Genomic DNA, 14,811 nt, shown 5'->3' with positions numbered 1-14,811 from the left:
CTCCTTAGCTGCAGCCCGAGGTGGCGCCGCAGGTGTTGCATTTCATGCAGGTGCCGTTGCGCACCAGCGTGTAGTTGCCGCAATCGCCACAGGGGTCTCCCTCATACCCCTGCATCTTGGCCTTGGCCCGTTCATCCATCGGGGCCACAGCTGCCGTGACGGAGGCGCTTGTTGCCACGTCTGATACGGTCGCGCCAGCGGTTTCCGGCACCAAAGTGGCCAGATTTTTCACAGCGTCCGAGTTATCCACAGAAATGTTGCCGCCGCCGTTCAGAACGACCAGTTCCTGGGGCAGGCGCTTGCGCAAATAGCCGGTGGAGGAGATCTGTTTCAGGACCTCAAGCGAGCGAGTCGCGGCGGTGTCGGACAGTTCGGACACGTTGGAAACGCCTTCTTCCTCGCCACGTCCAACATCGTCAAACGTGGTGCCTTCTGGCTTGATGTGCGCAAGATCGGTGCGGTCGAGGTAAGACACGGCCAATTCGCGGAAGATGTAATCGAGGATCGAGGTGGCGTTTTTGATGGAGTCGTTGCCCTGCACCATGCCGGCAGGTTCAAATTTGGTGAAGGTAAAGGCATCGACAAATTCTTCAAGCGGGACGCCGTATTGCAGGCCAACCGAGACGGCGATGGCGAAGTTGTTCATCATCGCGCGGAAGCCAGCGCCTTCCTTGTGCATGTCGATGAAGATTTCGCCCAAGGAGCCGTCAGAGTATTCGCCGGTGCGCAGGTATACCTTGTGGCCGCCCACAACAGCTTTCTGAGTGTAGCCTTTGCGGCGTTCCGGCATTTTCTCGCGGCCACGGGCCACTTCTTTGACGACGATTTTCTCGACGATCTTTTCGGCCAGAACCTGTGCTTTTTCCTGCATGGAGCCGGATTCGAGCACTTCGGCGGCCTCGTCATCGTCCTCGACCAGTGCAGCGGCTAGAGGTTGGGACAGTTTGGAGCCGTCACGATAGAGCGCGTTGGCTTTGATGCCGAGGGACCAGGACAGCTCGTACGCCTTCTGGCAGTCCTCGATGGTGGCATCGTTTGGCATGTTGATCGTCTTGGAGATCGCGCCGGAGATGAAGGACTGCGCGGCGGCCATCATGGTGATGTGGCTGTCCACCGAGAGGTAGCGTTTGCCTTTTTTGCCGCATGGGTTGGCACAGTCAAAGATCGCGTAGTGCTCTTCTTTGAGATGCGGGGCGCCTTCCAAGGTCATGGTGCCGCAGACGTGGTCGTTGGCCAGATCGATGTCGGCTTTGGTGTAGCCAAGGTGTGCGAGCAGTTCAAAGGACGGATCGTTCAGCTTGTCTGCCGGGATACCGAGGACGTTGGTGCAGAACTCTTCGCCCAACGTCCACTGGTTGAACACAAAGCGAATGTCGAAGGCGGAGCCAAGCGCGGCTTCGATCTTTTCGATCTCGTTGGTCGTGAAACCGTGACCGATCAAAGACGTGTGGTTGATGCCTGGCGCGTTGCCGATGGTGCCGTGGCCCACTGCGTAGGACACGATTTCTTCGATCTGAGCAGAAGAATAGCCGAGGCCTTCCAAGGCTGCAGGCACGGAGCGGTTGATGATTTTGAAGTAGCCGCCTCCGGCGAGTTTCTTGAACTTCACCAGTGCGAAGTCAGGCTCGATGCCGGTGGTGTCACAGTCCATCACCAGGCCGATGGTGCCGGTGGGGGCGATCACAGAGGTTTGGGCGTTGCGGTAGCCGTTTTTCTCACCAAGCTCGAGGGCTTCATCCCAGGCGGATTTGGCCAGTTCGACCAGCACCTGATCTGGGCAGTTTTCGGTGTCTAACGGCACAGGTTTCACGGCGAGGCCTTCGTAGCCGGAGGTCAGGCCTTGGGCCGCGCGGCGGTGGTTGCGGATGACCCGCAGCATGTGTTCGCTGTTGCGCGCATACCCGTCAAAGGCGCCCAGTTCGCCGGCCATTTCGGCAGAGGTGGCATAGGCGACACCGGTCATCAGCGCGGTGAGAGCGCCGCCGAGGGCACGGCCTTCGTCGCTGTCGTAGCCGTAGCCCATGTTCATCAGCAGGCCGCCGATGTTGGCGTAGCCCAGGCCAAGGGTACGGAAGTCATAAGACAGTTGGGCAATTTCCTTGGAGGGGAACTGCGCCATGGTCACGGAGATTTCCAGTGTCACGGTCCAGAGACGGGTGGCGTGCATGTAGTCGTCCGCCTGGAACACACCGTCCTTGAGAAAGGACAGCAGGTTCATGGAGGCGAGGTTACAGGCCGTGTCGTCCAGGAACATGTATTCGGAGCACGGGTTGGAGCCGCGGATTTCACCATCCTCAGGGCAGGTGTGCCACGCGTTCACAGTGTCGTGGTACTGGATGCCGGGATCGGCACAGGCCCATGCGGCGTGGCCGACGTCTTCCCAGAGTTTGCGGGCTTTGATGGTTTTGGCGACCTCGCCGTCGGTGCGGCGGATCAGCTCCCAATCGTCGTCGTTTTCCACGGCCTTGAGGAAGGCGTCGGTGACGCGGATGGAGTTGTTGGAGTTCTGCCCGGAGACAGACGCGTAGGCTTCAGAATCCCAGTCGGTGTCGTAGGTCGGGAACTCAATGCTGGCGTAGCCCTGCTTGGCGTAGTCCAGCACGCGCTTGATGTAGGTCTCCGGGATCATCGACTTTTTGGCGTCGCGGATCGCGGATTTCAGACCGTCGTTGGTCTTGGCGTCATAGGCGTCTGCCTCAGCACCGTCCCAAGCTTTGATCGCGTCAAAGATGCCGTTGAGCTTCTGTTCGTGCATTTTGGAGCCGGCCACGATGGAGGCCACCTTCTGCTCTTCTTTGACCTTCCAGTTGATGTATTCTTCGATGTCCGGGTGATCGGCGTCGACAATGACCATCTTGGCCGCGCGGCGGGTGGTGCCACCGGATTTGATCGCACCTGCAGCGCGGTCGCCGATTTTCAGGAAGCCCATAAGGCCGGAAGATTTGCCTCCGCCGGAGAGAGATTCGCCATCTGCGCGCAGGGATGAGAAGTTGGTGCCGGTGCCGGAGCCGTATTTGAACAGGCGGGCTTCGCGGACCCAGAGGTCCATGATGCCGCCTTCGCCCACCAGATCATCCGCCACGGACTGAATGAAGCAGGCGTGCGGTTGTGGGTGTTCGTAGGCGGACTTGGATTTGGTCAGCTTGCCGGTTTTGTAGTCGACATAGTAGTGGCCCTGCGATGGGCCATCGATGCCGTAGGCCCAGTGCAGGCCGGTGTTGAACCACTGGGGCGAGTTGGGCGCGGCGCGCTGGGTCGCCAGCATGTAGCGCATTTCGTCAAAGTAGGCGCGGGCGTCGTCTTCTGTGGAGAAGTAGCCACCTTTCCAGCCCCAATAGGTCCAAGCCCCGGCGAGGCGATCAAACACCTGCTTGGCGCTGGTTTCGCCGCCAATGGTGACGTCTTCGTTGGCAGGCACGGAGCGCCACAGGAATTCTGGCACGCCTTTTTCGCGCACCTTGCGCAGTTTGGCGGGAACCCCGGCTTTGCGGAAGTATTTCTGGGCAATCACATCGGAGGCCACTTGCGACCAACTGGCCGGAACTTCGATGTCATCGAGGTGGAAGACGATGGTGCCGTCCGGGTTGCGAATTTCAGATTCGGTGGTGACGAAGTCCAGATCTGCGTAAGCGTCTTGTCCGGTCTTGGTGAAACGTCGTTGAATCTTCATGCCTGTCTTCGTCCCCAGTGCCAATGTGTCCCGTGGTGCACGTTCTGTGCGTTTAGTGACGCGGCCTTTGCGAGCCCTTGGAGGCTAGGGCGGACCAACAGGCAAAGGAGGATCGGTGGGCAAAGCTGTGTGCATTGCCGATACAACAGACCCGGATGGGCGTTTGTATGAGTTTGTCCCCGCTACCTTGGTCGCCACTATATCTAGTGGGCTTTCTTGGCTGCTGCCACAAACTGGCGTATCGGCCCCTAAAGGGTCAACGAATTTATTTACGAAAAATCAGGATTTTTCCTGTTGACGGAAAGTGGTCGGCGGCGACTCGCGCAAGGCCTCCGATTCCTCCACAGGGGCATTTAGATCCCGTTAATATTGGTTAATTCCGCTAAACGTTTGAAAAAAGGCGTTTCTGCTTTGGGGGAGTGCTGGGGGAAGAGTTATCCACAATATGTAGGTTGGACGTCCGATTTATGTGGAAAATGTTGCGGGTCGCAGATGTGCATCTTTTGCAACGCCACGGGGCAAAAACAACAATGGGGCGAATCGTGCCAAACGATCGCCCCATTTCTGTGCGGAGGTTTTTGAACCGCCTGTTTAGGCGGCAGTGTTCTTATTGGCGGGCTTGCGCGTGGCCGACTTTTTCTTGGGCGCGTCCGCGTTGGCATCGATGAACTCGAGCACGAGGGGGCGGATTTTGTTGCGCCAGCTCTTGCCTGCAAAAATCCCGTAGTGACCGGCGCCTGGCTCAACGTGGCTTGCCTTTTTGCTGTCCGGCAGACCTGTGCAAAGGTCCAGGGCGGCAATACACTGACCTGGCGCGGTGATGTCGTCTTTGGCGCCTTCCACGGTTTTCACGGCCACAGTGGTGATCTTGCTGATGTCGACTTTGCGGCCCGCGACAACAAACTCGTTGTTGGCGATTTCACCGTTTTTGAAGATTCGTTCCACTGTGGAGAGGTAGAACTCGGCGGTCATGTCCATGACAGCGAGGTATTCGTCATAGAATCGGTTGTGGGCGTCGTGGTCGGAGGCTTCGCCACGGGTCACGCGCAGGATCTGATCCGCGAAGGCTTTGGAGTGACGCTCGCCATTCATCGACATGAAGGAGGAGAGTTGTAGCAGACCGGGATAGACCATGCGGCCGACGCCGGGATACTTAAAGCCAACCCGCTGAATCATGGTTTCTTCCAACTGGCCCATGGTCACGCGGTGGCCAAAGTCGGTGACTTCGGTGGCGGCAGCATTTGGATCGATTGGACCGCCGATCAGGGTCAGGGAGCGAGGCTGCGCCGAAGGATCTTCCTCGGCGAGATAGGCGGTGGCCGCCAGAGTGAGCGGGGCAGGCTGGCACACGGCGATCACATGGGTGTCGGGGCCAAGCTCTTTCATAAAATCGACAAGGTAGAGGGTGTAATCCTCAACATCGAACTTGCCTTCGGACACAGGGATATCACGCGCGTTATGCCAATCGGTGATGTAGACTTCGCAATCGGCAATCAGGCTCTTCACGGTGGAGCGCAGGAGGGTGGCGTAGTGGCCGGACATCGGTGCCACCAGCATAACCTTGCGGCTCATCGGCTTTCGGCCGGAGACCTCAAAATGGATCAGGTCGCCAAAGGGGCGTTCGATCACGGTGTTGATGTTGACGATGTGGTCTTTGCCGTCTTCGCAGGTGAAGCTGTCGATGCCCCAGTCAGGTTTCACAATCATGCGCTGGAAAGCCCGTTCGGTGACTTCGCCCCAGGCGGCCATCCACTGCAAACCCGGGTTGGGGACCAATGCAAAGGCGGGGTAGGACGCCATGGCGCTCGCTGTTGCGCCCAACCATTGGTTGGTGTTGCGCATGGTTTCCATCAGGTCATACGTGGCCATGTATCGCATGTGCTTCGTCCTATCGTTGGGCTATGCACCCTAGTAATTCCCCAGTAACATTGAGGGGGCGCTTGGTTAATGCTGCACAGCAGCGACATTAGGGCGAATAGGTTAATATGACAACAAATGAGACTGATACGGGCGAAAAAATGGAACGCCTGAACGCCAATTTGGCAAAAGTTGAAGCTCTGTCGCTGCGATTGACAGAAGTTTTGGGACGCCATAAGCCCTTGAGAGATGAACTAAATTCTCCGGAGCCTGAAGTTTTTATGAATGCTGCCAATGCCTATTGGCAGGCGATGGTCGACAACCCCGGAAAGGTGATCGAAAACCAGCTCGATCTGTGGAGTAAGTCGGTTAAATCTTTCGTGGACGCACAAAATTTGATGTTAAAGGGACAGTTTTCTGCACCGCAGGATGACACACCGACAGACCGGCGATTCTCTCATCCCATGTGGAAGTCGCACCCCTATTTCAATCTCCTGAAACAACAGTACATGCGCAATGCGGAGGCGATTAAGACCGCCGTTGGCGAACTTGAGGGGCTCTCGTCGAAAGACAAACAACGCATCGAGTATTTCTCGAGCCAGATTGTTGATATGATGTCGCCAACCAATTTTCTGGGCACCAATCCGGAAGCTTTGGAGAAGGCGGTGGAGACCGAAGGGCAGTCGCTGATTGACGGGTTGCAGAACCTGATCTCGGATCTGGAAGCGAACAATGGCGAGATGCTGGTCAAGCTGGCGGATGAGGATGCGTTTGAGATTGGCCGCAACATCGCAACCGCGCCGGGCAAGGTGGTCTGTCGCAACCGGATGTTTGAGCTGTTGCAGTTCACGCCGACCACCGAGACTGTGCATGAGATCCCGCTGATTATCTTTCCACCGTGGATCAACAAATACTACATTCTGGACCTGAAAGAGCAGAACAGCCTGATCCGCTGGTGCGTCGATCAGGGCTATACGGTTTTTGTGGTCAGCTGGGTGAACCCTGATCCGACTTATGCGGATGTGGGATTGGATGACTATATCGAGGAAGGGTTCCTTGAGGCTATTGCTCAGGTCAAAGACATCACCAAGCAGAAGCAAGTGAATGCGGTGGGCTATTGTATTGCCGGAACCACGCTGCATTTGACGTTGTCCTTGATGAAACAGCGTGGCGACACATCGGTGAAGTCGGCGACATTCTTCACAACGCTGACCGATTTCTCGGATCAGGGTGAGTTTACGCCGTTCTTGCAGGATGACTTCATCGACGGCATCGATGATGAGGTGAACGAGTTTGGCGTGCTGCGCTCATTTATCATGCAGCGCACGTTCAGTTTCCTGCGTTCCAATGACCTGATCTATGGACCGGCGATCAAAAGCTACTTTATGGGCGAGGCGCCGCCAGCGTTTGATCTGCTCTATTGGAATGGCGATGGCTCTGGCCTGCCGGGCAAGATGGCGCATCAGTATTTGCGCGAGCTGTGTCAGGCGAACAAGTTTGTGGGTGAGGGGGTCGAGCTGTGTGGCACGACTCTGAAGATTGCTGACGTGGATGTGCCGGTTTGCGCGGTGACCTGCGAAACAGATCACATCGCGCGCTGGAAGGATTGTTATCACGGGTTCCAGCAAACCAAGAGCCGCTCCAAGACCTTTATTGTCTCCCAGTCTGGGCACATCGCCGGGATTGTGAACCCGCCGAGCAAGAAGAAGTATGGCCATTACACCAACACCGATGTCAAAGGTTCAGCGGATGAGTGGATGAATGGCGCGGCCTTCCATGAGGGCTCCTGGTGGCCGCGGTGGGACACATGGTTGTCAAAAAAGTCAGGTAAAAAGATCGCAGCACGGCAGCATGGCGATGAGAATCATCCGACGCTGGGCGATGCGCCTGGCAGTTACGTGCTGAAAAAAGCATATAAATAACAAGGCGATGAAAGGTTTTTGCTGCAGTGCAGCAAAAATCTCTTGAAATGCTGCGTCGCAGAAAGCATATTGTTGCCAGAGACTAGAAGCACAGCCCAAACCCTCCTCAATTATCACGGGCTGTTATTTATTAAGGAACTGGACCAATGGCTAAAGCAGCACAGGACATGACAGCGATGTTTAAAGACGTACTGGGCGCCTTCCCGGTGGACACCACTGCATTTGAAGACGCGTTCAAAAACTCCGCAGCTCTGAACGAGAAGCTGACCGCCGTTGCACTGGGTGCAGCTGAAAAATCCTCCGAGATCTCCACCAAGTGGACCAAAGACACTCTGTCCAAGCTGGGCGACATGTCCAAAGCGAAAGAAGAGCCAGCCGACTACGCCAAAGCGATGACCGACTTCGCGTCTGCTCAGGCTGAAGTTGCTGCGGAAAACATGGCGGCGTTCGCTGAAGTTGCGAAAAAAGTTCAGATGGAAACTGTTGAGCTGCTGATGTCTGCGGGCAAAGAAGCCACTGAAGAGGCAACCGCTGCTGTGAAAAAGGCCACCAACGACGTGACCGCGGCCGCGAAAAAAGCGACCTCCAAATAAAGAAACGTCGCAAATCGGCACCCAGCTTCCTCCCTTGGGGTGCAGATTGCGTGAGCGGGCATATTGCCCGCTCTTTCTTTTTGTGCTGCAGTCGCATAGGCTTTTCTGCAGCGCGCTAAAGTTTTTGGGGAGAATGACGTGGGCGAAGACAATAAACCACTGCTGATCAAACGATACGCCAGCCGGCGGCTCTACAACACAGAGACCAGTGACTATGTCACGTTGGACGATATTGCCGGATTTATTCGGTCCGGTCGGGAAGTCCAGATTGTCGATTTGAAAAGCGGGGATGATCTGACCCGCCAGTATCTGCTTCAAATCATTGCCGAACATGAAAGCCGGGGCGAAAACGTTCTGCCGGTGAATGTGCTCAACGATCTTGTGCGGGCCTATACCACGCAGGCGACATCGATGGTGCCGCAGTTCTTGCAGACCTCCTTTGATATGCTGCGCGAAAGCCAGGAGAAGGTGATGGAGAGCATGGGAACGGGCATGTCGATGCCGGGCCTGGAAGCAATGCAAGCGCAGCAAGAAGCCTTCATGAAAGCGATGACTGGCGGCATGGCCTGGCCGGGCAGCTCGGCCCCTGCGCCGGAGAAGGCTGAGGCAGCGTCCGGGGAGGGCGAAGACCTCGATGACATCAAGAAACAGCTGGCGGAGTTGCAGGACAAACTGTCCAAGCTGAAGTAAGTTCACGCAGCGGATGTGATAGAATTGAAGTGGCGCATTTGGTGCGCCACTTTTGTTTAGGGCGTAGATATTGTGTCATATGCCCGAATTCCCTGTCTTTTGAGTGCTTTCGTGCTATGCTTGCCTTGTTGAGCAGACCAGTGAGGTAGAAAGCCATGGCTAAGGCTCCCGCATCGACGCGCAAACGTGCGTCCACGAGCAAGTCGCGTACACGTGCGACCACATCCCGCAAAACCAGCGCCAGCTTGAAAGAGATTGCCGAAGCGGCGGAACCGTCTCCGTTGGAAGCGCCTGAGGTGAATGCCGAGGGGGAGGAGGAAGCCGGTGTGGATGTGATGCGCAAGAAAGAGCTGATCGAGGCAGCCGTGGCCCGCGCTGGGGTGAAAAAGCGCGATGCCAAGCCTGCGATCGAGGCGGCGCTGGCGATTCTGGGCGAAACCCTGGTGGCCGGGCGTGGCTTGAACATGCCGGGATTGGGCAAGGTGAAGGTGCAAAACAGCAAGGATTTGGAAGAGGTGCAGGTGGTGAACCTGCGTTTGCGCCGGAAAATGACAGAAGTTGCAGAAAGTGACGACGAGGGGCTTGCGGAGCCCGCGGAGTGAGGTTAGAAGCCGCGTCATCGGGTCGTTAGCTCAGTTGGTAGAGCGCTTCGTTTACACCGAAGATGTCGGGAGTTCGAGCCTCTCACGACCCACCATTATTTCAACGGGCGCTCCCTTAAGTGGTTGAGCGCCCGTTTCTTTTTGTCATTTTGGAGGACGGTTGGCACTGGTTGGCCGCCAAAAGAAAAGGGCACCGCGCGGCTGCAGTGCCTTCTCTCGTTAGAGTTAGATCCAGTTGAAGTCCACGTCGTCCTGCAGGTCGGCGATTGTCATATCTCTGATGATCAGGGTCGTATTGCCAAAGTTCGAGAACACGACATCGTTGCCTTGCTGTGTGGCATAGGAAATGATGTCTTCATCCACCTGACCGCTGCTGTTGATTTCAAGCGTGTCCACGTCATCTTCGAAGTCTTCAATGACCGTGTGGCTTGCGGCGCCTCCTTCGAAGTCTTCCATTTTGAAATCGAAAGTATCGTAGCCGGAGCCGCCGGTCATTGCGTTGGTGCCAGCACCAACGGACAAGCGGTCGTCGCCATTGCCGCCAAACAACACATCGTCGCCAGCTCTGCCGGCCAGCAAGTCATCTCCGTCCCGGCCGTACAGGGTGTCGTTGCCCGCAAATCCATCAAGGTAGTTTCTCTCGGCGTTCCCGGCGAGTTGGTCGTGGCCGCCGTCTGAGCCGGAGATACCCTCGATGCTGACCAATGTGTCACCTTCTGCCCAACCGCCGGAGGCCGTGTTGGCAGCAAGGTCGATGACCACGCCGGACGCGCTGTTAGTGTAGTTGACCATGTCAAAGCCGCTCCCGCCATCATAGTGGTCGGTGCCGCCACCTGAGACGGCAAAATCGTCGCCATCGCCCAGGAACACCTGGTCGTTGCCGGTGCCGGAATAGACGGTGTCCCGACCGCGTCCGGCATGGACAAGGTCATCTCCGCCGTAGGTCTTGAGTCTATTGTGTGTCGCACTTCCGTAAATCGTGTCGCTGCCCGTCTCCGAGCCAGAGGCGTTTTCAAAGCCACTGATGATATGGCCATCCACTCCGGCGCCCATTACGCTATTGGTTTCCAGGTTGAGAGACACACCATTGGCATGATTGTAATAGCTGATGTAATCGTTGCCGTCTCCGCCGCGGTATGTGCCTGCGCCATCCCCGACCAGAACATAGTCGTTGCCGTCGCCGAGTAAGACTCGATCATCCCCGCCGCGGGCATAAACCTTGTCGTTGCCGCTGTAGGTCTTGATGGTGTTGGCTCCTGCCGTGCCGTAGATCACGTCATTGCCGGTTTTTGAGCCGGAGGCGCTTTCAAAGCCATGGATGCTATCATTCTCCGCCCAGCCACCGGACTCTCGACTGCTGTCCAAGTCTAACTCCACGCCACCGGTGCTGTGGTAATAGCTGATGTAGTCGTTGCCGTCTCCGCCGCGGTATGTGCCTGCGCCATCCCCGACCAGAACATAGTCGTTGCCGTCGCCGAGTAAGACTCGATCATCCCCGCCGCGGGCATAAACCTTGTCGTTGCCGCTGTAGGTCTTGATGGTGTTGGCGCCTGCCGTGCCGTAGATTCGGTCGTGGCCAGTTTTGGAGCCGGAAACGTTTTCAAAGCCGCTAATTTTGTCGTTTTCTGCCCAGCTGCCTGACACGTCATTGGTTTCCAAGTTGACGGTCACGCCGCGCCTACTTTTGTAATAGCTGATGTGGTCGCTGCCTTCACCGCCGTGGAATTCTTCGGCGCCACCGCCGACAAGCACATAGTCATCGCCAGCTCCTAGAAATACCCGATCATTGCCTTTTCCCGCGTAGGCTCGGTCATCGCCGCCATGGGTGCGGATTGTGTTGTCGGAGCTGGTGCCCCAGATGATGTCATTGCCGGTGTTGGAGCCGTCTGCGCTCTCGAATGTAAAAATCTCGTCGTTCGCAGCCCGTGATCCCGAGACCTCGTTGGTCTCGAGGTTAATTTTCACGCCAGTCGGGCTGTAGTAATAGCTGATGCGATCATGGCCCCCGCCGCCATGGAAGAGTTCGCGGCCACCGCCAGCAATCACGTAGTCGTCGCCCTCCATGAGGTACACGCTGTCGTCGCCTTTTCCAGAATGGACCGTGTCGTTGCCCTCTTGGGTGCGAAACAATTCGGCCTCGTCGGTTCCTAAAAACAGCTCATCGGTGTGGTTTCCCCAGACAGGTTTTTGTCCTTTGACCACAGCGAGCGACACGGTGTAGTCGCCAAACGCGGTGTAGTCAGGACCGCGGGTGAAGTAGTTGCCGGATCCTACTTCCAAAAAATAAGACGTGTCCGTTCGGAGCGTCCACTCATAGGTTATCTGTGTGGCCGTAGTGGTTTTTGTGGCTGACGCCTTTTCATCGTAAATATCTCTTAGTGACGTATAGAGACCCTCTTGAGAGGATGGTTCGGTAAGGTCGATGGTGACAGTGTATGTTGAGCCGGCGACTCCTGCGATTTCGAAGGCATCAACCTCATCAACAAAGGCGATATTGCTGTCGAGCGCGTCCCCGTCTTGCAGTTGTGTTGCTTTTGCATGCTCGTCGCTGTGATCGTCGGTGCCGATGCGCTCTACTGTGTAAGAATATGTGGCGCCGGCCGTTGCCCCCCTCACGGAAAACTCAACAGGTGTCTCGGAGCCGGCAACAAAAAGCAGCTCGCGATTTCCTTCTGAATCTGATCGCCAAGTTTCGGAGCTGTAGGGTTGATTGAGGTTAGCCCACAAGTCGGATGACGCGTCGTTTAGGGTGACTCTGTAAATGCCCGCCTCTTCAACGTTGATGCGTACCGCGTCTGTGTCGTTTTTGTAGTCAACTGTTCCAGCGACCGTGTCGCCTGGACCAATGGCTCCATCCGATGGGATAGGCTTCTTGGGGAAGTCGTCGGCGATGACCTGAACACTTCCTGTGTAGTCGCCTTCATAAGTTTCGTCACCTTCGCTTTCGATATAGTGGTTGGAAACTTCGAGGAAGTATTGCCCCGAGACCGTTGGACGGAAGGTTAAGGCGGTGAAGGTGACATCGGATATCCAGTTAAGGTAGTTCCCGTTGCTGTCCAGAATTCCGAGCCTCAGGGCGGGGAAGGGGGCTTCTTCCAGTTCAAAATCAAATCGGTAGGTCTGCCCCGCGAGAAGATGAATGGAAAAGAAATCAACGTCTAAGTAATAGTCCAGAGTGCCGAAAAAATCGGTGCCCAGAGTCAGTTCGGTTGCGCCGGTAGTCGTGTTTGAATGATCATCTGGCATGGTCAAAACTCTAGTTTAGTTGCGCCGGCAAAACGTTGGAAATCAAATTGGCTTTGATCCACGGCGTTAAAAAAGAGGCCGGGCGGCTGTTGGTTCGCGGCCCGCTTTGAGTATTCTAAACTCGCCGTTCGTTAGCCCGGTGGCAGGCTTTAAGTTTATTTGCCAACGATGCTGGCCTTTTGCCGCTTTTGAAGTGTTCTCGGTGGTTTTGAAATAAGGATCTGAATGACTTTGGTGCCGTTAAAGGTGAACTAAAAAGTACTTGAAATCAATCAAAGGTGTAGGGGGCTGTTCATTGGGCAACAGGTTGCCGATGATCGCCCCGCGCGCCAGCTATCCGTGCCCTGCGGAGAACCGGTGAGGCGAGATGCCATAGGCCTCGCGGAAGCGTTTGGAGAAGTTTCCAGCGGATTCATAGCCGCATGCGATGGCCACATCGACAACAGGCATATCGGTCTCGGCCAGCAGTATGCGCGCGCGTTGCAGGCGCAGGTCTTGCAAGAAGCGTTTCGGGGTCGTGTTCAGGTGGGTTTTGAACAGGCGCTCCATCTGGCGGCGGGACACGCCGAGGCTGCGGGCGACTTGATCGAGGTCGATGGACTCTTCGAGGTTTTCCTCAAAGTGGGCGATGATCTTCACTAGCTTGTCGTTACGGTTGCCGATCACAGCAGCGGTTGAACTTTGCTGGCGGTCAGTTTCTGAGCGTTGGACCGTGTGCAGGCACATATTGAGCACTGCGCGGGCGAGGGGGGCACCGTGGCGGTCGTAGATTAGCTTCAGGAACAGATCCATCGCCGCGACGCCACCACCGCAGGTCATGATGCGGTCATCGATGGCGTAGAGCTGCTCGAGGGGATCCAGCGTTGGATATTGCTCACGGAAAGGCGTGATGTTTTCCCAATGCAGAGTGAAGTCCTTGCCTTCCAGAATGCCCGCCTTGGCCAAGGTAAACGCGCCGGTACAAAGCCCGCCGACCCGGCGGCCCATGCGCCATTGGTGGCGAATCCAATCGGCGACTTTGGGAGTGGCGGCGCGCTCAGGTTCTACGCCAGAGCAGACAAAGACACAGGCGCTGGCCGGGGTGTCCCCCAATGGGGCGTCGATACCGATCTCGATGCCGTTGGAGCAGCGCACGTTTTCGCCGGTCTCTGACATGGTGGTCCAAGTATAGAGAATCTGTCCTGTGAGCTGATTGGCGATGCGCAGGGTTTCCACCGCGGAGGTGAAGGCCAGCATCGACAGGTTCGGTTGCAGCGCAAAGACAATGGGATCAGGGGTCTCGACCACATCAACAGCGACGTGGGCAACGCCTTTTGGCACAATTGGATCGGGCATGGGGTGTTCGTTTCCCTTTTTTTGCGGCCACCCTATGAGGAAGTTGGACGAGACGCAAAGAAAGTTCAAAAAGGGGGCTTGCATGTCCCTGCGCCAAGGTCTAAATCCCCGCCTACCGGGTCGTTAGCTCAGTTGGTAGAGCGCTTCGTTTACACCGAAGATGTCGGGAGTTCGAGCCTCTCACGACCCACCATCTACCTCCTCTACCAGCGTTGAATATCCGCCTGCCTTAAGGGTGTTCAGTGCGTTTTCGCTTTCAAATTTCTTTCGTGCAATGTGTCTGCGTTTGTGACTGCTGAGGCGCTTGGCAGAATCAAAAAGGCGATCCCCGAAGGGACCGCCCGAAATTCCAGTCTGTGGCTGAAGTTTAGCCAGCAGTTGCCGGTGCGCAAACCAGAGCGCCGGTGTCTGTGGTCAGCAGGTCGTAGCCGGCCATGCAGCTTGCGTTGCCGCGCTTGTCAAAATCTGGCTGAGCGTAAACCGGAGTTGGCTCTTCTTGCTGAGAACACGCAGCAAGGGTGATACCGGCAACACACAGGGCAGCATAAAGTGGTTTCATCGGGTTATTCCTTCAAAAGCAATTGAATCGAGTAAGCGCATCTAATCACAAAAAATTCAGCGCGCAAAGCACTCTACGCGGGAGTCTGCCAGTACCGGCCTGTCACGCCGGGGGTCGCGGGTTCGAGCCCCGTCAACCGCGCCACCACTACCAACCCAGGTCCTGGGCCCTTCGGGAATGGACATGCCGAAAGGCGAAGATATATGCGCGGTTGTAGCTCAGTTGGTTAGAGTACCGGCCTGTCACGCCGGGGGTCGCGGGTTCGAGCCCCGTCAACCGCGCCACTTCTTCCTCCCCTAAACAGAGACGATGAATTGGTTGCTGCGCAGTATATCTT

Annotated in this window: 9 protein-coding genes and 3 tRNA genes; 7 read left to right on the top strand and 5 right to left on the bottom strand. The window is 56.4% G+C overall.

The features are described 5' to 3' along the window. Positions 1 to 4: 4 nt before the first annotated feature. Positions 5 to 3,670, bottom strand: coding sequence for a vitamin B12-dependent ribonucleotide reductase (locus MK208_RS02915; RefSeq protein WP_294113711.1), 3,666 nt, complete (start codon positions 3,668 to 3,670; stop codon positions 5 to 7). 591 nt (positions 3,671 to 4,261) lie between these two features. Next, on the bottom strand, positions 4,262 to 5,548 hold the full coding sequence (phaZ, locus tag MK208_RS02910) for a polyhydroxyalkanoate depolymerase (RefSeq protein ID WP_294113710.1): 1,287 nt from the start codon (positions 5,546 to 5,548) through the stop codon (positions 4,262 to 4,264). Between the two features lie 107 nt (positions 5,549 to 5,655). Here phaZ and phaC point away from each other — a divergent pair, with 107 nt between their 5' ends. From phaC to MK208_RS02885, 5 genes are all read left to right on the top strand, one after another. Then, a complete protein-coding gene (phaC, locus tag MK208_RS02905) occupies positions 5,656 to 7,449 on the top strand; it encodes a class I poly(R)-hydroxyalkanoic acid synthase (RefSeq protein WP_294113709.1) in 1,794 nt (597 codons plus the stop codon). A gap of 146 nt (positions 7,450 to 7,595) precedes the next feature. Further along, positions 7,596 to 8,042 carry a phasin family protein gene (locus MK208_RS02900; RefSeq protein ID WP_294113708.1) on the top strand — a complete coding sequence of 149 codons (447 nt, stop codon included), beginning with the start codon at positions 7,596 to 7,598 and terminating at the stop codon, positions 8,040 to 8,042. A gap of 138 nt (positions 8,043 to 8,180) precedes the next feature. Beyond that, positions 8,181 to 8,732: a polyhydroxyalkanoate synthesis repressor PhaR gene (gene phaR / locus MK208_RS02895; RefSeq protein ID WP_294113705.1), complete on the top strand. Its 552-nt coding sequence runs from the start codon at positions 8,181 to 8,183 to the stop codon at positions 8,730 to 8,732. Positions 8,733 to 8,887: 155 nt separating this feature from the next. Beyond that, the gene (locus tag MK208_RS02890; RefSeq protein WP_294113704.1) at positions 8,888 to 9,334 is read left to right on the top strand and encodes an HU family DNA-binding protein; all 447 of its coding nucleotides are present in this window, start codon (positions 8,888 to 8,890) and stop codon (positions 9,332 to 9,334) included. Between the two features lie 19 nt (positions 9,335 to 9,353). Continuing rightward, positions 9,354 to 9,429 (top strand) — tRNA-Val (locus tag MK208_RS02885). A 130-nt stretch (positions 9,430 to 9,559) separates the two neighbouring features. On the opposite strand, the gene MK208_RS02880 is transcribed toward MK208_RS02885, so the two are convergent. Continuing rightward, complete coding sequence (locus MK208_RS02880; RefSeq protein ID WP_294113703.1) at positions 9,560 to 12,580, bottom strand: calcium-binding protein; 3,021 nt, start codon at positions 12,578 to 12,580, stop codon at positions 9,560 to 9,562. Positions 12,581 to 12,913: 333 nt separating this feature from the next. Next, positions 12,914 to 13,915, bottom strand: a complete 1,002-nt coding sequence (locus MK208_RS02875) for a GlxA family transcriptional regulator (protein WP_294113701.1) — start codon at positions 13,913 to 13,915, stop codon at positions 12,914 to 12,916. Positions 13,916 to 14,032: 117 nt separating this feature from the next. Between MK208_RS02875 and MK208_RS02870 the strand changes: the two genes are divergently transcribed. Then, positions 14,033 to 14,108: transfer RNA gene (locus MK208_RS02870), tRNA-Val, on the top strand. 174 nt (positions 14,109 to 14,282) lie between these two features. Here MK208_RS02870 and MK208_RS02865 read toward each other — a convergent pair. Next, the gene (locus MK208_RS02865) at positions 14,283 to 14,474 is read right to left on the bottom strand and encodes a hypothetical protein (protein WP_294113700.1); all 192 of its coding nucleotides are present in this window, start codon (positions 14,472 to 14,474) and stop codon (positions 14,283 to 14,285) included. Between the two features lie 207 nt (positions 14,475 to 14,681). On the opposite strand from MK208_RS02865, the gene MK208_RS02860 reads away from it, so the two are divergent. Further along, positions 14,682 to 14,758, top strand: a tRNA-Asp gene (locus MK208_RS02860). Positions 14,759 to 14,811: the final 53 nt, after the last annotated feature.

The organism is Shimia sp. (assembly GCF_022448905.1).
GTDB lineage: Bacteria > Pseudomonadota > Alphaproteobacteria > Rhodobacterales > Rhodobacteraceae > Shimia.
The sequence above is the reverse complement of the archived record's forward strand: the minus strand, read 5'-3'. Positions and strand labels throughout refer to the sequence as shown.